This is a genomic window from Cellulosimicrobium sp. ES-005 (genome assembly GCF_040448685.1).
GTDB classification, from domain to species: domain Bacteria; phylum Actinomycetota; class Actinomycetes; order Actinomycetales; family Cellulomonadaceae; genus Cellulosimicrobium; species Cellulosimicrobium cellulans_G.
Genome location: NZ_CP159290.1, coordinates 523,010 through 542,886, shown reverse-complemented (window position 1 = coordinate 542,886; position 19,877 = coordinate 523,010). Strand labels below are relative to the sequence as shown.

General features: G+C 75.8%; 15 protein-coding genes. 4 read left to right on the top strand and 11 right to left on the bottom strand.

The genetic code is table 11. The features are described 5' to 3' along the window. Positions 1 to 20: 20 nt before the first annotated feature. The 8 genes from ABRQ22_RS02375 to ABRQ22_RS02340 all read right to left on the bottom strand — a co-directional run bounded on the left by ABRQ22_RS02375 (position 21) and on the right by ABRQ22_RS02340 (position 10,194). Positions 21 to 530: a DUF3180 domain-containing protein gene (locus tag ABRQ22_RS02375; protein WP_253052568.1), complete on the bottom strand. Its 510-nt coding sequence runs from the start codon at positions 528 to 530 to the stop codon at positions 21 to 23. After that, on the bottom strand, positions 530 to 3,253 hold the full coding sequence (gene folK, locus ABRQ22_RS02370; protein WP_353708443.1) for a 2-amino-4-hydroxy-6-hydroxymethyldihydropteridine diphosphokinase: 2,724 nt from the start codon (positions 3,251 to 3,253) through the stop codon (positions 530 to 532). The genes ABRQ22_RS02375 and folK overlap by 1 nt, the downstream gene beginning before the upstream one ends. Before the next feature lie 128 nt (positions 3,254 to 3,381). Continuing rightward, complete coding sequence (gene folP / locus ABRQ22_RS02365) at positions 3,382 to 4,266, bottom strand: dihydropteroate synthase (protein ID WP_253053625.1); 885 nt, start codon at positions 4,264 to 4,266, stop codon at positions 3,382 to 3,384. Between the two features lie 64 nt (positions 4,267 to 4,330). Continuing rightward, positions 4,331 to 4,990, bottom strand: coding sequence for a GTP cyclohydrolase I FolE (gene folE / locus ABRQ22_RS02360; protein WP_253052564.1), 660 nt, complete (start codon positions 4,988 to 4,990; stop codon positions 4,331 to 4,333). Continuing rightward, entirely contained in the window at positions 4,990 to 7,092 is a 2,103-nt protein-coding gene (gene ftsH, locus ABRQ22_RS02355) for an ATP-dependent zinc metalloprotease FtsH (protein WP_253052562.1), read from the bottom strand. Before ftsH ends, folE begins: the two co-directional genes overlap by 1 nt. 201 nt (positions 7,093 to 7,293) lie before the next feature. Next, positions 7,294 to 7,848: a hypoxanthine phosphoribosyltransferase gene (gene hpt / locus ABRQ22_RS02350; protein WP_047233909.1), complete on the bottom strand. Its 555-nt coding sequence runs from the start codon at positions 7,846 to 7,848 to the stop codon at positions 7,294 to 7,296. Positions 7,849 to 7,853: 5 nt separating this feature from the next. Further along, positions 7,854 to 8,996, bottom strand: a complete 1,143-nt coding sequence (tilS, locus tag ABRQ22_RS02345) for a tRNA lysidine(34) synthetase TilS (protein WP_353708442.1) — start codon at positions 8,994 to 8,996, stop codon at positions 7,854 to 7,856. Positions 8,997 to 9,000: 4 nt separating this feature from the next. Next, entirely contained in the window at positions 9,001 to 10,194 is a 1,194-nt protein-coding gene (locus ABRQ22_RS02340; protein WP_353708441.1) for a zinc-dependent metalloprotease, read from the bottom strand. An 81-nt stretch (positions 10,195 to 10,275) separates the two neighbouring features. Between ABRQ22_RS02340 and vapB the strand changes: the two genes are divergently transcribed. Together vapB and ABRQ22_RS02330 are read left to right on the top strand one after the other, a co-directional pair. Continuing rightward, positions 10,276 to 10,509 carry a type II toxin-antitoxin system VapB family antitoxin gene (vapB, locus tag ABRQ22_RS02335; protein WP_253052556.1) on the top strand — a complete coding sequence of 78 codons (234 nt, stop codon included), beginning with the start codon at positions 10,276 to 10,278 and terminating at the stop codon, positions 10,507 to 10,509. Beyond that, on the top strand, positions 10,506 to 10,928 hold the full coding sequence (locus ABRQ22_RS02330; RefSeq protein WP_353708440.1) for a type II toxin-antitoxin system VapC family toxin: 423 nt from the start codon (positions 10,506 to 10,508) through the stop codon (positions 10,926 to 10,928). The genes vapB and ABRQ22_RS02330 overlap by 4 nt, the downstream gene beginning before the upstream one ends. 10 nt (positions 10,929 to 10,938) lie before the next feature. Here the strand turns inward: ABRQ22_RS02330 and dacB are convergent, their stop codons facing one another. Next, positions 10,939 to 12,438 (bottom strand): D-alanyl-D-alanine carboxypeptidase/D-alanyl-D-alanine-endopeptidase, encoded by a 1,500-nt coding sequence (dacB, locus tag ABRQ22_RS02325; protein WP_353708439.1) that lies wholly within the window; start codon positions 12,436 to 12,438, stop codon positions 10,939 to 10,941. 159 nt (positions 12,439 to 12,597) lie between these two features. Between dacB and ABRQ22_RS02320 the strand changes: the two genes are divergently transcribed. Further along, positions 12,598 to 13,101 carry an inorganic diphosphatase gene (locus tag ABRQ22_RS02320; protein ID WP_034655165.1) on the top strand — a complete coding sequence of 168 codons (504 nt, stop codon included), beginning with the start codon at positions 12,598 to 12,600 and terminating at the stop codon, positions 13,099 to 13,101. A gap of 114 nt (positions 13,102 to 13,215) precedes the next feature. Here the strand turns inward: ABRQ22_RS02320 and ABRQ22_RS02315 are convergent, their stop codons facing one another. Both ABRQ22_RS02315 and ABRQ22_RS02310 read right to left on the bottom strand, forming a co-directional pair. Further along, complete coding sequence (locus tag ABRQ22_RS02315) at positions 13,216 to 16,458, bottom strand: cell wall-binding repeat-containing protein (protein WP_253052552.1); 3,243 nt, start codon at positions 16,456 to 16,458, stop codon at positions 13,216 to 13,218. Between the two features lie 86 nt (positions 16,459 to 16,544). Continuing rightward, complete coding sequence (locus ABRQ22_RS02310) at positions 16,545 to 17,966, bottom strand: C40 family peptidase (RefSeq protein WP_353708438.1); 1,422 nt, start codon at positions 17,964 to 17,966, stop codon at positions 16,545 to 16,547. A 375-nt stretch (positions 17,967 to 18,341) separates the two neighbouring features. Here ABRQ22_RS02310 and ABRQ22_RS02305 point away from each other — a divergent pair, with 375 nt between their 5' ends. Further along, positions 18,342 to 19,679: a bifunctional o-acetylhomoserine/o-acetylserine sulfhydrylase gene (locus tag ABRQ22_RS02305; protein WP_353708437.1), complete on the top strand. Its 1,338-nt coding sequence runs from the start codon at positions 18,342 to 18,344 to the stop codon at positions 19,677 to 19,679. The last annotated feature ends 198 nt before the right edge of the window (positions 19,680 to 19,877 follow it).

The window sequence follows — 19,877 nt, the reverse complement described above, 5'->3', positions numbered from 1 at the left end:
CACGCCCACGCGCCGCGGCGTCAGGCGGGCGTGCTCGCGCCCGGCGTCTCCGGGTCCTCGCGCGTCGTCGAGCCCTCGCGGCCCTCGCCGCGGTCGTCGGGCGGGAGCTGGCAGAACCGCTCCGCCACGAGCCCCACCACGGCGAGCAGCACCGCGCACGCGACCGCGACGCCCGCCGCCACCGCGCGGTCGCGCTGCGCCTCGATCGAGAGGTCGGGCAGGGTCACGAGCACCTGCGCGCCGTACCAGCCCGCGAGCAGCGCGCCCGTGAGCGCGGCGGCCTTGGCCAGCACGAACGTGCGAGCCGCGCGGATCGCGTCGAGCGAGGGCCGCTTGCCCCGCTGGTAGGCGCGGACGGTCCACCCGGCCCAGAACACCGCCCCCGCGAGCGCGACGACCGCGACGTCCACGATCCACGGCACCGCCGGCAGGTGCGTGCCGCGGCCCTGGAGGAGCCGTACGACGAACCAGCCCACGACCGCCGTGGCGACCGCCACGAGCAGGAGGGTGCGGACCGAGGTGCGCCGCATCAGCGCTGGGCGTCGTGCGCGGCGCCCGAGACCGGACCGAACGGCGGCCACGGGTCGGTCGCCGGGGGCAGCGACGCGTCGGCGAGCGGCCCGGGGGCCGACGCCTGGTTCGGCGAGTGGACGGGCGGCTGGACCGGGGCGAACGGCACCGACCGGATCATGCCGTCGTCGACGGCGTCCGCCGGGCCCGCGGGGGCCGGCGCGTGCGGTGCCGCGACCGGCGGCGCCGCCGGGTGGACCGGCGCGAAGGAGGTGAACGCCGAGGCGCCGTGCTCCGCGGGCCGGACCGCGTCCTGCGCCGGGGGCTCCGGGTCGGGCAGCGTCGCCGGACGGTGCGACGGCCCGGGGAACGGCGCGACGCCCGCCCCGTCCTGCTGCGTCCCGAACGACCCGTCCGGGACGACCGTCGTGGACGGCCCCTCGGCGGGGGGCACCACGCCCTCGGAGACCGGGGCGAAGACGGGCCGGACCACGGGCGCCTCCGACGGGGCGGTCGCCTGCAGCGGGACCGCGGCCTGCGGCGGGGCGACGGGGAGCGCCGCGCCCGGGGCGAGGGGCTCCTGCGGCGGCACCGGCTGAGCGGGCAGCTGCTGCTGCGGGGTCGGGGGCCGCTGGGGCAGCGGCTGCTGCGGGGCCGCAGGACGCTCGGGCACCGCCGGGTGCGGCGCCTGCGGCTGCTGCGGGGTCTGCGGCGGGACGGGCGGGTGCGGGAGCCCGGTCGGCGCGGGGCCGTCCGCCGGTGCCGCCTGCGCGCCGACGGGCGTCGGCCCCGAGGTCGAGGGCGCGTGCTGGTGTCCGGTCGCGGCGTCGTCCGACGGCTGCCGGTACGGGTCGTCGACGACCCCGTGCTCTGCCGGCGCGGGGGCCGACGGGGCGGGGGCGTCGGAGCCCCCGGTGGCGACCGGGACCGCCCCGGTGGGCTCGGGCGCGGCGTCGGTCAGCCAGTCGAGCGCGAGCCACCGGATCCCGCCCCGGTCGGGCGCGGTCGCCGCGAGCGCGGCGACCGGTCCCCCGCCGAGACCGGGCAGCACGGCGTCGGGGTCGATCTGCGACCAGGGCTCGAGCACGAACGCCCGCTCGTGGGCGCGCGGGTGCGGCAGCTCCAGGTCGTCGGCGACGGCCGTCAGCGTGCCGTACACGACGAGGTCGACGTCGAGGGTGCGCGGCCCCCAGCGCTCGTCGCGTACCCGGCCGTGGGCGTGCTCGACGGCCTGGCACGCGTGCAGCAGGTCACGGGCCGAGAGTCGCGTGCGCGCGAGCAGGACGATGTTGAGGAAGTCGGGCTGGTCGGGGCCGCCCACCGCGGCCGTCCGCGCGAGCGGCGAGACCTCCGTGATCTCGAGCCCGGAGATCCGGTCGAGGTCGGTGATCGCGTCGCGCAGGGTCTGCTGCGCGTCGCCGAGGTTCGCTCCGAGGGCGAGCACCACCTCGACGAACCCGGCGGGGACGTCGTCCATGCGGTCGTGCTCGGCGGGCGGCGCCTCGTCCGCCGGACCCGGCGCAGCCGGTTCCTCGGGTGCCGCGACCGGAGCGCCCGCGTCGGGCGACGCCGCGAGCGGCGCGGCGGCCGCGGCGAGCGGTGCGGCGGCCGCGGCGAGCGGCGCGGACGTCGGCGCAGCGGGCTCGGGCTGACCGGCGTGCTGCGCGGGCTCGTCGAACGGAGCGGGAGCAGCCTCGGGCGCGGGTTCCGTGCCCCGCTCCGGCAGGGGCACGGAACCCGCGTCGGCGGCCGGGTTCGCCGGGGCGACGGGCTCGGCGGCGGCCGGGGTCGGCTCCGGTGCGGCGGACGCGCCCGGCATCGGCTCCGGGGCGGGCGCGACCGCGGCCGGCGGTGCGACGGCCTCGAGCAGCGCGTCGTACGACGCCGGGCTCTGCTCCTCGGCGGGCCGGGCGGCGTAGGTCGGCTCCTCCGGTGCGGCCGCGGCGGGCGCCGCGGCCGTCGAGTCGTCGCCGGTCGGCGCCGTCGGCGCGTCCACGATCGGCGCCTCCCGCGTCGCGTCGGACGCGTCGTCGAGGAGCGGTCCGCCCGCTCCCGGCTCGTGCGCCGCCTCGTGCGCGGTCCCGTACGGCGGCTCGGGCAGGTCCTCGGCCGTGGGGGACGGGACGTCGGGGACCGGCGTCGTACCCGGGGGGATGCTCGGGGGCATGACGTCGGGCGCGGGGGCCAGCTCGGCGCGGTCCTCGGAGACCGGGGCGTCCCCGACGCCGTGGATGAGCGCCGGGGCGACCGAGCCCACGGGGATCGGCGCGACGGGCTGCGCGTCGCGCAGGCCGTGCTGCTCGGACCGGCGGGCGAGCGGCCCGACGACCGGCACGACGACGCGGTCACGGCGGATGACGACCTCGACGTCCTCGAACGGGACCGTGATCGGCGCCTGGGGCTTGTGCACGGCGACGTCGACCGCCACGACCTCGTCGTGGGTGAGGATCGTCGCGGCGATGCGCTCGGCCACCGTCTCCACGAGGTCGGCGGGCGAGCCCGCGAGCACGGCCACGACGTCCTCGGCGACGCCCGCGTAGCTCACGGTCTGGGCGAGGTCGTCCCCGCTCGCCGCGGCGCGCGTGTCGAGGTGGAGCACGACGTCGGCGCGGAAGAGCTGGCCCTCGGCCTTCTCGTGCTCGAAGACACCGTGGTGCCCCGTGGCGCTCAGGCCCGTGAGCCGGATCCGGTCGAACGGCCGTCCGTCCGCGTCGAGGACCGCTCCTGCGAACGCTGTGGTCACGTCGTGCTCCCGTCCGGTGCTCCGTCGCCACCCGCCGGTCGGGCGGACGGACCTCTCGGCACCGTGTCTCGTTGCGTGTGTCGTGCTGCGCCGGGCCGGCCGCGCCGCGGGGCCCGTCGCCCATCCTGCTAGGTCGTGGGCCGCGCCGTCGAGTCGCTCCCGGTCCTCGGTCGGTCGGTCGCGCCCGTGCTCCCGTCCTGGGGGCCCCACCCCGCCCCGCCTGCGCGGGACCATGCCGCCGCGACGCGCACGGCGTCGGCCGAGGCCCGGACGGCGTGGACCCGCACGCACCACGCGCCCGCGGCGGCGGCGAGCGTCGTGATCGCGGCGGTCGCGTCGTCGCGCAGCAGGGGCGGCACGGGCTGCCCGTCGGACCGTGCGAGGAGGTGGCCCAGGAACCGCTTGCGGGACGCGCCGACCAGCACCGGCAGGCCGAGCTCCTCGAGCTCGCCGAGGCGGGCCAGCAGGGGCCAGTTGGACGACCCGGCCTTCGAGAACCCCAGGCCCGGGTCGAGGACGACCTGGTCGCGCCGCACGCCCGCCGCGAGGAGCCCGTCCACGCGCGCGGCGAGCTCGTCGCGCACGTCCGTGACGACGTCGTCGTAGTCCTCGAGGTCGTCCATGACGTCCGCGTGCCCGCGCCAGTGCATGCAGACGTAGGCGACGCCCGTGCGCGCGACGACGTCGGCCATCGCCGGGTCCGCGAGCCCGCCCGAGACGTCGTTGATGATCCGCGCGCCCGCCGCGACCGCGCGCTCGGCGACCACGGCGCGCGTCGTGTCCACGCTGACGACCGCGCCCTCCGCCGCGAGCGCGGAGATCACGGGCAGCACGCGCGCGAGCTCCGCCTCGACGGGGACGCGGCCGGCGCCGGGCCGGGTCGACTCGCCGCCCACGTCAAGGACGTCGGCGCCCTCGCCCAGCAGCTCGCGCCCGTGCGCGACCGCGGCGTCGGGCTCGTACCACTCCCCGCCGTCGGAGAACGAGTCCGGCGTGACGTTGACGACGCCCATGACGAGCGTGCGGCCCACGTCGGCCAGCTCCTCGAGCCCGGCGACCACGAAGCGGTCCACGGGACTAGCGCCCCAGGATGAGGCTCATCGCCTCGGCCCGCGTCGCGCCGTCGCGCATCTGGCCGCGCACCGCGGACGTCACCGTGCGCGACCCCGGCTTGCGCACGCCGCGCATCGACATGCACAGGTGCTCGCACTCGACGACGACGATCGCGCCGCGCGGCTGCAGGTGCTCCACGAGCGCGTCCGCGATCTGCGACGTGAGGCGCTCCTGGACCTGCGGGCGGCGCGCGAATACCTCGACGAGACGCGCGAGCTTCGACAGGCCGGTGATGCGCCCGTCGACGTTGGGGATGTAGCCGATGTGCGCGACGCCGTGGAACGGCACGAGGTGGTGCTCGCACGTCGAGTACACCTCGATGTCCTTGACGAGCACCATCTCCTCGTGGCCGAGGTCGAAGGTCGTCGTGAGGACGTCCGCCGCCTCCTGGCGCAGGCCCGCGAAGATCTCGCGGTACGCGCGCGCCACCCGGGCGGGGGTGTCCCGCAGGCCCTCGCGGTCCGGGTCCTCCCCCACCGCGAGCAGCAGCTCGCGCACGGCGGCCTCGGCCCGCTCCTGGTCGTACGGCGGCACGTCGGCGGGGGCACGCAGGTCCTCGGCCGAGCGGGCCCGGTTGATCGCGCCCGTGGTGGTGCCCGCGGGAGCGCCCGTGGGGGTCCCCATCAGTCCTGCCCCGGCTCGCGCACGTCGGTGACGTCGGTGGTGCCGTCGCGGCCGAGCGCCCGGTCGAGAGGGCTGTCCGCCGGGACCTCGCCGATGCGCTCGGGCGGCAGCTCGTCGTTCGCGGCCGCGGCCTCGTCCTGCGGGATCACCGGGGCGCCGTTCTGCGCCGCCTTCTCGGCGTCCGTGAGGACCGGCCCGCGCTGCGAGACGGCGCGCTGCTCGCTCGAGAGCCACACGTCGCGCGGCGCGCGCTTCTCGACCGGCGAGAACACCCGCGCGAGCTCGGCCTGGTTGAGCGTCTCCTTCTCGAGGAGCTCGAGCACGAGCGCGTCGAGCACGTCGCGGTACTGCGTGAGCACCTCCCACGCCTCGTCGTGCGCGGCCTCGACGAGCTTGCGCACCTCGTGGTCGACCGTGCCCGCGACCGACTCGGAGTAGTCGCGCTGGTGGCCCATGTCACGGCCGAGGAACGGCTCTCCCGAGCCCGTGCCGAGCTTGATCGCGCCGACGCGCTCGCTCATGCCGTACTCGGTGACCATCTTGCGCGCGATCGCCGTGGCCTTCTCGATGTCGTTCGAGGCGCCCGTCGTCGGGTCGTGGAAGACGAGCTCCTCGGCGACGCGCCCGCCCATGGCGTACGCGAGCTGGTCGAGCAGCTCGTTGCGCGTCGTGGAGTACTTGTCCTCGGTCGGCATGACCATGGTGTACCCGAGCGCACGGCCGCGCGGCAGGATCGTCACCTTGGTGACGGGGTCCGTGTAGCGCATCGCCGCGGCGACGAGGGCGTGGCCGCCCTCGTGGTACGCCGTGATCTTCTGCTCCTTGACGTTCATGACGCGCGTGCGCTTCTGCGGGCCGGCCACGACGCGGTCGATCGCCTCGTCGAGCGCGCGGTCGTCGATGAGCTGGGCGCCGCTGCGCGCGGTGAGGAGCGCGGCCTCGTTGAGCACGTTCGCGAGGTCGGCGCCGGTGAAGCCCGGCGTGCGGCGCGCGACGGCGGCGAGGTCGATCTCGGGGACGATCGGCTTGCCCTGCGCGTGGACGCGGAGGATCGCCTCGCGGCCCTTGAGGTCGGGCGCCTCGACGGCGACCTGGCGGTCGAACCGGCCCGGGCGCAGGAGCGCCGGGTCGAGGATGTCGGGGCGGTTGGTCGCCGCGATGAGGATGACGTTCGTCTTGACGTCGAAGCCGTCCATCTCGACGAGGAGCTGGTTGAGCGTCTGCTCGCGCTCGTCGTGACCGCCGCCCATGCCGGCGCCGCGGTGGCGGCCGACGGCGTCGATCTCGTCGACGAAGATGATCGCGGGCGAGTTCTCCTTGGCCTGGGTGAACAGGTCGCGGACGCGGCTCGCACCGACGCCCACGAACATCTCCACGAAGTCCGAGCCGGAGATCGAGTAGAACGGCACGCCGGCCTCGCCGGCGACGGCGCGCGCGAGCAGCGTCTTGCCCGTCCCGGGCGGGCCGTAGAGCAGCACGCCCTTGGGGATCTTGGCCCCGACCGCCTGGAACTTGTCGGGCTCCGCGAGGAACTCCTTGATCTCGTGGAGCTCCTCGACGGCCTCGTCGGCGCCTGCGACGTCCGCGAACGTCACCTGTGGGGTGTCCTTGGAGACGAGCTTGGCGCGCGACTTGCCGAAGCCCATGACGCGCGAGCCGCCGCCCTGCATGCGCGAGAGCAGGAACCAGAAGAGCACGCCGATGATGAGGAACGGGATGAGCAGGCCGAGCAGCGAGGACCAGAACGACGGCTGCGCGACCTCGGAGTTGTACCCGTCCTTCGGCTCCGCCGCGACGACCGCGTCGACCACGGCCTCGCCCTGCGGCTGGACGTAGTAGAACTCGACGTTCTTGCCCTTGTTCTCCTCGGTGTCCGTGCCCTCGTCGACGACGTAGTCCTTGGACAGCGTGAGCCGGACGCGCTGGTCGCCGTCCACGATGAGGGCCTGCTCGACCGTGTCGCCCGAGAGCAGCTCGAGGCCCTGGGACGTGTCGATGCGCTGGACGGTCGGGCGCGACAGCGTCGCGAACGCGATCCACAGGATCACGAGGCCCAGGACGATCCAGACGATCGGCCCACTGAGAATCTTCTTGATGTTCATCGGCGACGGGGCGTGCGCCCCGGATCCCTCCGCTCGCGCAAGTGTTCGGGCTCGAAACTACACTCTGGACCTTGACGCCTGCTGGGGATCACGCCTCTGTTCGCCCAGGGCGTGGCCCACGTCGCCTGGGCGCGGGCGGCACGCCGCCCGGACGCGGGCGGTCGTCGCGCCCCCGTGGCCGGGGGTGCGGCCGCCTCTCGTTCAGCTCGAGTACACGTGCGGCGCGAGCGTCCCGACGAACGGCAGGTTGCGGTACTTCTCCGCGTAGTCGAGGCCGTAGCCGACGACGAACTCGTTCGGGATGTCGAACCCGACGTACCGGACGTCGACGTCGGTCTTCGCGGCGTCGGGCTTGCGCAGCATGGCCGCGATCTCGACCGACGCCGGCCCGCGCGAGCGCAGGTTCGACAGGAGCCACGAGAGCGTGAGGCCCGAGTCGATGATGTCCTCGACGATGAGCACGTTGCGGCCCGTGAGGTCCGCGTCGAGGTCCTTGAGGATGCGCACGACGCCCGAGGACTTGGTCCCCGACCCGTACGACGAGACCGCCATCCAGTCCATCTCGACGTGGCTGTGCAGGCGCCGCGCGAGGTCCGCCATGACCATGACGGCGCCCTTGAGGACGCCGACGAGCAGGAGGTCCTTGCCCGCGTAGTCGCGGTCGATCTGCGCCGCGATCTCGTCGAGCCGCGCTCCGAGCTGCTCCTCGGTGAGCAGGATGTTCTCGAGGTCGCCTGCGACGTCCGATGCTTCCACGGGGGTCACTCCTGAGGTGTGGGGGTGGTGGGGGTGCTGAGGATCGTGGGGGTTCGCGGGGGGATGCTGCGCCGGGGCGTCGCGTCCGGGCCCAGGGAAAGCCTGCCACACGCGCGCGCGGCCCTCAGGTCGCCCGGCAGGTGCACGGGGCCCTGACCCCGCCACACCGTGACGAGCGCGTCGAGCGCGTCGACGTGCACGGCGAAGAGGTCGCCCGCGGGGCAGCCCGCGCGCAGCGCCGCCGTCCGCAGCGCGCGACGCCGGAGGGCCGGGTGCGCGGTGGCGAGCACCCCGGCGTCCAGCACCACGTTCTCGGCGCCCGACGCCGCGGGCTCGCCGACCGGGCCGCCCTCGCCGTCGTCCGGGGTCGCCACGAGGGCGGTCACGAGGAGGTCCGCGGCGAGCGCGTCGAGCAGGTCGGCGTCGTCGCGCAGCAGGTCCGCGGTGCGCGCGAGCGCCGGCACGGCACCGGGCCCGAGCACGTCGACGAGCGCGGGCACGACGCGCGCGCGCACCTGCGAGCGCAGGGGCGGCGCCGTCGCGCCCGGCCGCGTCGCGTCGTCGCCCGGCAGGCCGTTCGTGGGGTCGTCCCACCACGCGAGCCCGAGCGTGCGGCACACGGCCTCGGTGTCCCCGCGCCGCAGCGCGAGGAACGGGCGCCGGTGGACGCCGCGTCGGGGCGCCATCCCGGCGAGCGAGCGAGCACCGGCCCCGCGGGCGAGCCCGAGCAGCACCGTCTCCGCCTGATCGTCGCACGTGTGGCCCAGGAGCACCGCGGCGGCGCCGTGCTCGCTCGCCGCGGCGTCGAGCGCCGCGTAGCGGGCCGCGCGCGCGGCGGCCTCCGGGCCGTCGCCCGACTCCGGGACGACGACGCGGCGCACCTCGACCGGGTCGAGCCCGAGGCCCCGGCAGCGCTCCGCGGCGTCCGCCGCGACGCCCGCGCTGCCGGCCTGGAGCCCGTGGTCCACGACGACGGCGCCCGCGCGCAGCCCGAGCCGGGGCGCGACGAACGCCGTGGCGGCCGCGAGCGCCGTCGAGTCGGCGCCTCCCGAGCACGCGACGAGCACGAGGTCCCCGCGGTCCAGGTCCCCGAGCGCGCCGCGCACGGCCCGCCGGGCGGTGGCGACGACGGGTGCCGGCCCGCCCACCGGCTCAGCCGTGGACGCGGCGCACCCAGGCGCGCGCGTCGGCGATCTCGCGGGCGGTCGGCAGGTTCTCGGGCGCCGCCCACACGGCGTTGAACCCGTCGCGCCCGACCTCCCTCTCGACCGCGCGCACGAACGCGGCGCCGTCGCGGTACTGCGCGATCTTGGCGTCCATGCCGAGCACCCGCCGGAGCACGACGTCGAACCCGGAGCGCCCCTCGCCGTCGCGCCGGGCCTCGAACTTGCGGCGGATGCTGCGCACCGTGCGCACGGTGCGGGGCCCCACCGCGTCCATCGCCACGTCGGCGTGGCCCTCCAGCAGGGCCATGACGGCCGTCACGTCGGCGAGGCGGTCCTGCTCCTCGGGCGTGAGCAGACCGTCCACGAAGGTCCCGTCCTCGCCGCGCACGGCGTGGAGGACGGCGCGCCCCACGGTGGCGAGCTTCTCGCGCAGCCGCGCCTCGGCGAGCCGGCGCGACGACGCGGAGAGCTCGGTGAGCAGCGCGCTCGCGCGCGTGCGCAGGTGGTCGGCGAGCCACGGCGCGGCGGCGAACTGCAGCGCGTGCGTCTGCTCGTGCAGGCACACCCAGAGGCGGAAGTCGGCGGGCTTGAGATCCAGCGCGCGCTCCACCTGGAGGACGTTCGGCGCCACGAGCACGAGCCGCCCGGGCGAGCCGGTGGCCGCGGACGACGGGCCGCCGTCGGGCACGACACCGGTCGCGGGCGCGGTGCCCCCCAGCCCGCTGTAGGGGTCGAACTGACCGAGGACCCGGCTGGACAGGACGGCGAGCACCGAGCCGACCTGGGCGGCCCCGACGAGCGCCGTCGCCTGCGGGACGCGTCCTCGCTCGCCGACGAGCGCGTCCGTCACGCCGTCGGTGAGCGACGCCATGATCTCGGTGTTGGCGCGCGCCCAGCGCGCACGGTCCACCACGTACACGGTGCCGAGTGCGGTCGTGGGCCCAGCCGTCGACCCGCCCGCGGCGGGACTCATGCGCGTCACGTCCAGCACGTGGGGCACGGCGGCCTGCGCCGCGCTGCGCAGCCCCTCGACCAGGTCGGCGAGCTCGTCGCGCGACGCCTGGGGTCCCGGGCGCGCGAGCCGGCCCGCGATCTGGGCGGCGGCCGACCAGTCGACGATCGAGGTGTCACCACGTGACGGGTCGCTGCCCGAACGGCCGTCCTGTTCGACGAGTGTCACCGTCTCACCGTATCCCGGGACCAGGGGTCGTGTGAGGAGCGAGGATATACTCCCGGGATATACGACCGAGGAGGCTTCCCGATGGTCCGCACGACGGTGTTCCGCAGCAACCGGACGCAGGCGGTCCGCCTGCCCAAGGCGGTCGCGCTGCCCGACGACGTCCGCGAGGTCGAGGTCCGGGCCGTCGGCAGGTCCCGCGTGATCACGCCGGCCGGCTCCGGGTGGGACGAGTGGTTCGACCACGGGCTCCGCGTCGCCGACGACTTCCTCCCCGACCGCGACCAGGGGACCGCAGAGGAGCGCGGCGCCCTGTGAGCACGCTCTACCTGCTGGACACGAACGTCCTGATCGCGCTCTTGCGGAGGAACGGCGCAGCCGCGCGACCGAGGCTTCGGGAGGCAGAGGGACGCGTCGCGGTCTCGACGGTGAGCGAGATGGAGCTCGAGTACGGCATCGAGCGGTCGGACGACCCGCATCGCGACCGTCAGGCCGTGGACGAGCTGCTGTCGCTCGTGGACGTGCTCCCCTTCGACGGTCTCGCAGCGATGCACGCCGGCCGCGTCCGCGCCCTCCTCGCCGCCCGCGGCACGCCCATCAGGCCCTACGACGCCCTCCTCGCCGGGCACGCCCGGTCGCTCGGGCTCGTCATGGTGACGAACAACGTCCGCGAGTTCTCTCGCGTCCCCGGTCTCGAGGTCGAGGACTGGCTCACGGAAACGTCGGACGAACCGTGAGCAACACCGTTCAGTCGGTGCAGCCGCACTCCGCGAGCGACGCGACGAAGTCGTCGAAGATGAGGCGCGCGCCGTACGTGCCGCCGTCGGGGACGGCGTCGGCCATGAGGGAGAACACGAGGAGGCGGTCGTCGGCCGTGACGACCGTGCCCGCGAGCGACGTGACGTTCGGCAGGCTGCCCGTCTTGGCCCGCACGACGCCGCGGCCCGCGTTCTCGAGGTAGCGCTCGCCGAGCGTCCCGGACAGTCCCGCGACCGGCAGCCCGACCGCGCCGGGCCGCAGCGACGGGTGCGCCGGGTCCGCGAGCAGGCCGACGACCTCGTCGAGCTGCGCGGGCGTGACGATCGAGCCGTCGCCGAGGCCCGAGAGGTCGGCGAGCGCCGCGCCCGTGAGGTCGACCCCGAGCCCCTCGACGGCCGTGCGGACGGCCTGCGTCGCGCCCGCCGCCGAGCCGGGCAGCCCCGCGTCGATCGCGACGATCCGCCCCACGACCTCGGTGATGGTGTTGTCGGAGTGCTGCAGCAGGTACGCGACGACCTCGCTCAGCGGCGCGGACTCCACCTCACCGACCGTGCGGCCGTCGTCGGGCGCCGGGGCGCGCACGACGTCGCCCGCCACGGTGACCCCCTGCTCGGCGAGCGCGGCGACGAACGCCTCCGCGGCGGACATCGCCGGGTCCTCGGCCCGCGGCGCGTACTCCTCGTCCTCGAGCCGCGCGATGTCGACCGCGAGCGCGGCGACGGGCGCGACGTAGCCGTTCCGGACGCTCGCCGGGTCGACCGTCGGCGCGACCGCGGCGCCCGTGAAGAGCGTGTCGTCGAGACGCACAGAGATCGTCGTGCGACCCGTGAGCCGGAGCTCGCCCGCGACCTGGGCCGCGAGGTCGCCGAGGCCGGCCCGGCCGTTGACCGCCGTCGGGTCGCCCGCGCCGGCGGCGAGCATCATGTCGCCGCCCCCCACGAGGTAGACGGTCTCCTGCCCCTCGAGGACGGCGCGCGTCGGGAGGGTCGCGTGCGCGCCGGGAGACGTGAGGGCGGCCGCCGCGGTGAAGGTCTTGAGCGTCGACGCCGGGACGTGACCGACCGTGTCTCCGCTCGCGCCGAGCACGTCGCCCGTCGCCGCGTCGGTGACCAGGACGCCGACCCGGGGCCCGAGCCGGGTGTCCGCCGCGAGCGCGTCCGCGAGGTCCTGCACGCTCGCCGTGGCCGGGACCGGGGCCGCGGCGTCGAGGGGCGGCAGCCCAACCTCGAGCGGGGGCGCCGCGACGGCGCCCGGAGCCTCGGGGAACGGGTTCGGCTCCGGGTAGGGCGCTGCGGTCGTGAGCACGCCGGGGACGACGTCGTACGCGTCCGCCACAGCGTAGCCGCCCGCGAGGGCGAGCACGACGCCGACGGCGACGCCCGTGCGCGCTCCCCAGCCCATGCGCCTCTCTCGTCCCGTCCCGTCCGGGCGCGCCTGCTCGGCACCGGTGGGCACCGGTGCCTGGACCGGGACGTCGGGTGCGGGCACGTGCGCATTATCACTCAGCCCGCCCGCCCGCGGGGCCCGTGGGAACCCTCTCGCGCGGACGGCACGTGTCACACTAGTTCCCGCACGACGGCGTGGTCCGTCGTCCACAGACCCAGCCACCGCCCGAGCGTCGCGGTGCCGGTACGACTGGAGGAAGCAGTGGAGTTCGACGTCACGATCGAGATCCCCAAGGGGCAGCGCAACAAGTACGAGGTGGACCACGCGACCGGTCGCATCCGCCTCGACCGCATGCTCTTCACCTCGACGCGGTATCCCGACGACTACGGGTTCATCGAGGGGACGCTCGGCGAGGACGGCGACCCGCTGGACGCGCTTGTCCTGCTCGAGGAGCCGACGTTCCCCGGCTGCCTGATCCGCTGCCGCGCGCTCGGCATGTTCCGCATGCGCGACGAGGCCGGCGGCGACGACAAGGTCCTCTGCGTCCCGACGGGCGACCAGCGCGCCGCGTGGCGCCAGGACATCGACGACGTCTCCGACTTCCACCGCCTGGAGATCCAGCACTTCTTCGAGGTCTACAAGGACCTCGAGCCCGGCAAGTCCGTCGAGGGCGCCCACTGGGTCGGCCGCGCGGACGCCGAGGCCGAGATCGAGCGCTCCCTGCAGCGCGCCATCGACTCCGGGTACCACACGCCGGGCCACTGACGCCCGGCCCCCGGCAGCACGCACGACGGCGGCCGCTCACCTCGGGGAGGTGAGCGGCCGCCGTCGTGCGTCACCGGGCGCGGGACGGGCCGCGCCCGGGAAGGCACGCTCGCCTCAGCACTGCTCCAGACGCTCGACCGCCGGCGACAGCGACCCCGTGCCGCCGTAGAGGCGCACGTGCGCGACCTCGGTGGCGCGCAGAGCCGTCCGGACTGCGGGCGGCAGGCACCTCGACGGGACGACGAAGAGCGGCTCGCGCCGGAGGCCCGCCGCAGCGGCTCCCGCGAGCGCGTCGGGAAAGTCGGACCCTGCGGCGAGGTTGGCGGCCGCTGGCGACCAGATTCCCTGATCGTGCCACGTGCCGAAGACGACGTCGTTGACCGCCATCGCCGTCGCGTACCGGTCGGCCCCGCCCAGGCGCTCCGTCCCGACGACACCGGGCACTCGTCCGGCAGCGTGCTCGAGCGCCGGGCTCACCGCGCCCGAGCCGCCGACGACGGTCACGCCCCGGACGCCGAGCGTCTGGAACATCTGAACGACCCGGGGGTCGAGAGTCGTCGCGTTCCCGGGGACGAGGAGCACCGGGACGCCGGACGCCCCGGACGCAGCCCCGGCGGCGAGCGCGTCGGGGAACGACCTTCCGTCGGCGAGAACCACTCCCCCGACCTGAGTCCCGAACGCGTGCTCGACGACTCGTCGGGACGTCTGGTACCGGTCCTGCCCTGCGTACCGCCAGACCACCGGGGCGAGCGTCCCCGCACGCGACTCGACCGCGTAGGAGACTGCCCCCGGTCCCCCGACGACGACGATCCTCCGCGGCGCGAGCCGCCGGATCTCCTGCTCGACCACGGACGGGATCGCGTCACGACGCGTGAGGAGCAGCGCTCCGCCCTCGTACGCGGCCGCGGGGGCGGCGGAGAGCGCGTCGGCGAACGCCTCGCCCGACGCGAGGTACAGCACGGGGATGTCCGGGCCGAGCTCGCTCGTCGCGGCGACCGCCGTCGCGTAGCGGTCCTTGCCCTGCAGCCGATCGACCGTCGGGGTCGCAGAGGTTGCCGAGGGCTGCGGAGCAGAGCGGGCACCGACGCCGACGGCGGCCGTCGCCGAGAACGGCGCGACACCCGGCGCCCCGAGATAGACGGCCTGCACGGAGCGTTCCGGCGCCTCGGTCGCCCCCGGCCAGGCCCGCACGACGGCGGTCCCGTCACGCAGCGGCACGACCGCGACGGTCCGGCCGTCGACCACGAAAGCCACGTCGCCCTCCGCAGGACCGCCGTCCGCCCGCACGGTCGCGGCCAGCGGGAGCGCGTCGTCCGCCGGCCAGTGCGAGGGAGCCGACAGCTCGACCGCCGCCTGCTCCCCGACGATGGCAGCCGTCGTGTCCCCGCCCGCGGACACCGCGGAGAATCGCGTGCCCGCCGGCACACCCTCGACGGAGGCCTGCCCCGCGTCGTCACGGCCCCAGGCGACCACGGAGCCGTCGGAGACGAGGGCGACGGCGTGGTCGCGCCCGGCGTCGACGGCGACGAACCGCTCTCCGCGCGGCGGCGCCGGCGGGCTCGCCTGGCCGAACGTGTCACGCCCCCACCCCCGCAGCGTCCCGTCCGACAGGAGCCCGAGAGAGAACCCCTCGCCGGCGGCCACCTGGACGAACTTGAGCCCTGCGGGCGGCTGCTGCCCGGCGGTCGCGCCCTCCGCCGGGTCTCCCCAGCCCGCCACGGTCCCGTCGGCTCGCGCCAGGAGCGCGTGCCGGGTGCCGAGCGACACGTCGACCGTCGGGACCTGGACCGGCTGCTCCGGGAGCGGGAGCCAGGAGGACGTGGACGGGCCGTGGACGGACACGGCCCCCTTGTCCGTCGCCCCCTCGCTCGACAGCAGCAGCGAGACGCCGTCCCCCGCCTCGACCGCGACGTCGTCGTCCATCACATGGTCGCTTCCGCGCCCGCTGAAGGAGAGGTAGGTCTCCGGGGGCCCACCCGGACGCGCCGTGATGAACGCGGCGTGCGTCGTCCCGGCGGAGACGTCCACGACGCGGCTCCCCGTCGGCACCCTGATGCTGCTCCCTCCCGCCGCGTCGTCGCCGTATCCCACCGCCCCGCCGTCGGAGCGGACCAGGACGACCTGCTCCGGTCCGACGCTCACGCCGGTGTAGCGGACCCCGGTCGGCAGCGGCGGCGGGAGCTCGTCCTCGGGCCGCGCTCCCCACACGACGACGCCCGCGGCACCGGGGTGCAGCTCGTCGCGCACCGGGGCGTCCGGCACGGTCGCGGACTCGGGAGCGGTCAGCGTCAGGACGAGGCTCTCGGCAGCCCCCAGGCCCCAGGCCTGCGCCGCGACGTCGACCACGGGCGACTCGCCCGCCGGACGCTCGGGGACGGAGTACCCGTAGAGCGGCGCGCCCCACGAGACCAGCCTGCCCTGGTCCGTGACGACGAAGCCGTGGCGGTACGTGGCCGTGACGGCGACGGCGCGCTCACCCGGGTCGAGCACCGGGCCGTCCTGGACGACGGAAGCACCGCATCCGCGCCGCACGAGCGAACCGTCGGAACGGAGCGCGAAGGACGTGTCCATCCCTGCCGAGAGAGCCACGTACGGGCTCGACGCCGACACCGGCAGGTCGCCCTCGCCGCAGGAGCGGGTCGCCCAGGAGACGACGCGCCCGTCGGAGCGCAGCGCGAGGAAGTGGTACTCGCCCGCCACGAGGTCGACGTAGCGCAGCCCGTCCGGCAGCGCCGGGACCTCCGTCGAGTCGTCTCCCCATGCTGCGATCGTCCCGTCGCTGCGCAGGGCGGCGAACTTCCGGTAGGCGGCGGCGACCTCCGTGTACCAGACGCCGCTCGGCAGGGACGGGACGGCGTCCTCTCCCGCCCCGTCCGGCCGCGCGCCGACCACGACGACGTCACCAGCGGTCGTCAGGAAGTACGCGATGCCGTGCTCCCCCGCTCCCACCGCCGCGTACCGGACACCGTCCGGCAGCGCCGGGACCGTGACGGGCGAACCCCTGTAGGCGCCGAACGACACCGCCTGGCCGTCGCTGCGCAGCGCGAGGCCGAACCCGTGCCCGGCGGCCGCGTCCACGTAGTCCAGCCCCTCGGGGAGCGGCGGGACGTCGAGCTCGCCCGCCGTCCGGCGCTGCGGGTCGCCCCACGCCTGGAGTCGCCCTCCCGGAAGCTTCGGGACGGGCACCACCTCCGTGTGCTCGGTCGCCGCCGCCGTCGTCACCGCCGGTCCCGGCACGATCCCGACCGCGACGAGGGCAGCCGTGGCGAGGGCCGTCAGTCGCGCGCGTCGTCGGATGCGGGCCCGTGCTCCCTGTGCGCTCGATCGGTCGGTGTGCTCGTGCGCAGCAGTGCTCACGGATCCCCCTCCTGGTCAGGATGACGGAAACGTAGAGCACCGGTCCCGCGTCGAGCAAGACGCGGCCCCGCGGGACGCCGATGCGGTCAGGGACGGCCCGCGTAGGGCATCGCGTCGGCCCAACGCATCGCGACCTCGTGCACGGGGCTGCCGGGCTGGCGGGCCTCGATCATCATGCCGTTCCCGGTGTACAGGGCGACGTGGCGGATGGTCGACGGGTTCGAGGTGTCGTTGGCGTAGAAGATCAGGTCGCCGGGCCGGAGCTGGTCGTAGGAGATCTTCTGCACGCGCTGGTACTGCGACCGCGACGTGCGCGTGATGTCGACGCCCGCCGCGGCCCAGGCGCGCGACGTGAGTCCCGAGCAGTCGTAGCCCGGCCCGGTGCCGCCGAACACGTACGGGGCGCCGATCTTGGTACGCGCCCACGCGACCGCGGCCTGACCCTGCGCGGCGCTGCCGACGCCGGTCCCCGGGGGCGGCGTGACGACCGGCGGCGGGTCCGGCGTCGGCGCGGGGGCCGGGTTCGGCGCCGGGGCCGGGTTCGGCGCCGGGTCAGGTGCGGGCGGGGCCGGGTTCGCCGGCGCGGGCGCGGGGTTCGCCGGGGCGGGGCTGCTCGCCGGCGGTGCCGCGGGCGCGGCCGACGACGTTCCCGTCGCCGGGGCCTCCGCACGGGCCCGGGCGGCGGCCTCGCGCTCGCTCGCGGCCTGGGCGTCGAGGGCGTCCTGGCGCTGGCGCTCGACGTCGACGCTCGTGGCCCGCGCGCGGGCGAGCTCGGCGAGGAGCGCCTCACGACGGGCCGCGGACTCCTGCACCGCGTCGGCAAGCGCGTCGGACGAGACCTGGGCGGCGGCGAGCGCGTCGCGGGCGCGGTCCTCGACCTCGCTCTGGTGCGCGAGCGCCGCGTCGGACCGGGCGCGGGCGGTGTCGGCGAGGGCGCGCGCGGTCGCGTGGGCGTCGACCGCCCGACCCGCGGTGCGCCCGGCGACGCGCTCGGCGTTCTCCCGTTCGACGACCTGGTCCACGCCGTCCGCGTGCAGGACGGCGCGCAGCGCGTCGAGGTCGGTGGAGCCCTGCCGGGACGCGCGGAAGAGCGCACCCACGGCTGCGCGGGCATCCGTCTCGCCCGCCCGGGCCGTCGTGAGCGCCTCCTGCGCGTCGCGGACCTCGGCGTCGGCCGCGGCGAGCGCGTCCTGCGCCGCCGCGTACTCCTCCGCCGCGGTCTCGACCGCTGCCTCGGCGGTGGACTGCCGGTCCCGCAGCGACGCGAGCTCGCCCTCGACCGTCGCGACGTCACGGGCCGCGCCGTCGGCGGCCTCGTGCGCGGCGCGGACGTCGTCGTCGGACGGCGGGTCGGAGGACGCGGAGGGCGCGAGCCCGACGGCGAGCCCGAGCGCGAGCAGGCCCGCCGAGGTCGCGGAGGCGAGGCGGCGGGGCCCGGCCGACGGGCGTCGCCGCGCCCCGTCGGCGATCTCCGGCCGCGCGTCGCGCGCCGACGTCACGTCGCCCATCGCACCTCCTCGACCGCTCGCTCGGCGTGTCCCGTTGACAGCACCCGCACGAGTCTGCCCAGAACGTCCGCGATGCGCCATCGGAGAGCGGTCGAGCTTCTCAGGATGTGGTCTCGCATCGCGAGACGCCTCTGTCGGGCAGTGCGGATCCGGCCTAGCCTCACGAGCATGTCCCGTCGAATGTGTCGCTGACCACCGCACACGTTCGCCTGCCCGCGAGCCGTCGTCGACGACGATCTCGCCGTGGCGATCCCGTCCCGTGTGCGCCCCTCGCCGCGGTCGACGGCCGGCCTCCCGCCTCTCGCCCGCGCCGCACCAGCCCGTCCGGCGCGCCGTGCGCCGTCGTCCCACCCCACCACCCCGCAGGAGAGCACCATGAGCACCGAGAACGCCCCCGCCTGGTCCTTCGAGACGCGCCAGGTCCATGCCGGCCAGACCGCCGACCCGACGACCGGGGCCCGCGCGCTCCCGATCTACCAGACCACGTCGTTCGTCTTCCCCGACGCGTCCGTGGCCGCCGACCGCTTCGCGCTCAAGGATCTCGGCCCCATCTACACGCGCATCGGCAACCCGACCCAGGAGGTCGTGGAGAACCGCATCGCGTCGCTCGAGGGCGGCGTCGGCGCGCTCCTCCTCGCGTCCGGGCAGGCCGCGACGACGTTCGCGATCCTCAACGTCGCCGAGGCGGGCGACCACGTCGTCGCCTCCCCGAGCCTGTACGGCGGCACCTACAACCTCCTGCAGTACTCGCTCGCCAAGCTCGGGGTCGAGACGACGTTCGTCGCCGACCCGCACGACCCGCAGGCCTGGCGCGACGCCGTCCGCCCGAACACGAAGCTGTTCTTCGGCGAGACGATCCCGAACCCGCAGGCCGACGTCCTCGACATCGAAGCCGTCGCGGCGGTCGCGCACGAGGTCGGCGTCCCGCTGATCGTCGACAACACGGTCGCCACGCCCTACCTGCTGCGCCCGCTCGAGCACGGGGCGGACGTCGTCGTGCACTCCGCGACGAAGTACCTGGGCGGCCACGGCTCCGCGATCGGCGGCGTGATCGTCGACGGCGGCACGTTCGACTACGCGGCGCACCCCGAGCGGTTCCCGAACTACAACACGCCCGACCCGTCGTACAACGGTCTCGTCTACGCGCGCGACCTCGGCGTGGACGGCATCCTCGGCGCGAACCTCGCGTACGTGCTCAAGGCCCGGGTCCAGCTCCTGCGCGACCTGGGCTCCGCGATCTCCCCGTTCAACGCGTTCCTCATCGCGCAGGGCATCGAGACGCTGTCGCTGCGCGTCGAGCGCCACGTCGCGAACGCGCAGAAGGTCGCGGAGTGGCTCGAGGCGCGCGACGACGTCCGCACCGTGCACTACGCCGGGCTCGCCTCGAGCCCCTGGCACGCCAACGCGCAGAAGTACCTGCCGCGCGGCGCCGGCGCGGTGCTCGCGTTCGAGCTCGACGGGGGCAGCGAGGCGGGGCAGGCCTTCGTCTCGGCGCTGCAGCTCCACTCCAACGTCGCCAACATCGGCGACGTGCGCTCGCTCGTCATCCACCCCGCGTCGACGACGCACAGCCAGCTCACGCCCGAGGAGCAGGCGCAGTCCGGCGTGACGCCGGGCCTCGTCCGCCTCGCCGTCGGCATCGAGCACGTCGACGACATCCTGGCCGACCTCGAGCTCGGGTTCACGGCCGCCAAGTCGTCGCTGGGCGCCTGAGCGACGACGCCCGCACGCGCGGCAGAGCCACGACGAGGACTGCGATGACGGATCTGGACAGCCGGGGCGCCCTGCGCGCCCCGGCCGTACAGTGGCCGACGGTGAGCCCTGTGAACGACGACCTCCTCTCCCCCGCCCCCGACGGTCCGCGCGGTCCCCGCGCGGACGCCGCGGCGGGTCACGGGGTCGCGCCGTCCC

What these genes read in the sequence shown, in the direction of transcription:
- ABRQ22_RS02375 (WP_253052568.1), bottom strand. Translation starts at nt 530, where the DNA reads ATGCGGCGCACCTCGGTCCGCACCCTCCTGCTCGTGGCGGTCGCCACG.
- folP (WP_253053625.1), bottom strand. Translation starts at nt 4,266, where the DNA reads ATGGGCGTCGTCAACGTCACGCCGGACTCGTTCTCCGACGGCGGGGAG.
- folE (WP_253052564.1), bottom strand. Translation starts at nt 4,990, where the DNA reads ATGGGGACCCCCACGGGCGCTCCCGCGGGCACCACCACGGGCGCGATC.
- ftsH (WP_253052562.1), bottom strand. Translation starts at nt 7,092, where the DNA reads ATGAACATCAAGAAGATTCTCAGTGGGCCGATCGTCTGGATCGTCCTG.
- vapB (WP_253052556.1), top strand. Translation starts at nt 10,276, where the DNA reads ATGGTCCGCACGACGGTGTTCCGCAGCAACCGGACGCAGGCGGTCCGC.
- ABRQ22_RS02310 (WP_353708438.1), bottom strand. Translation starts at nt 17,966, where the DNA reads ATGGGCGACGTGACGTCGGCGCGCGACGCGCGGCCGGAGATCGCCGAC.
- ABRQ22_RS02305 (WP_353708437.1), top strand. Translation starts at nt 18,342, where the DNA reads ATGAGCACCGAGAACGCCCCCGCCTGGTCCTTCGAGACGCGCCAGGTC.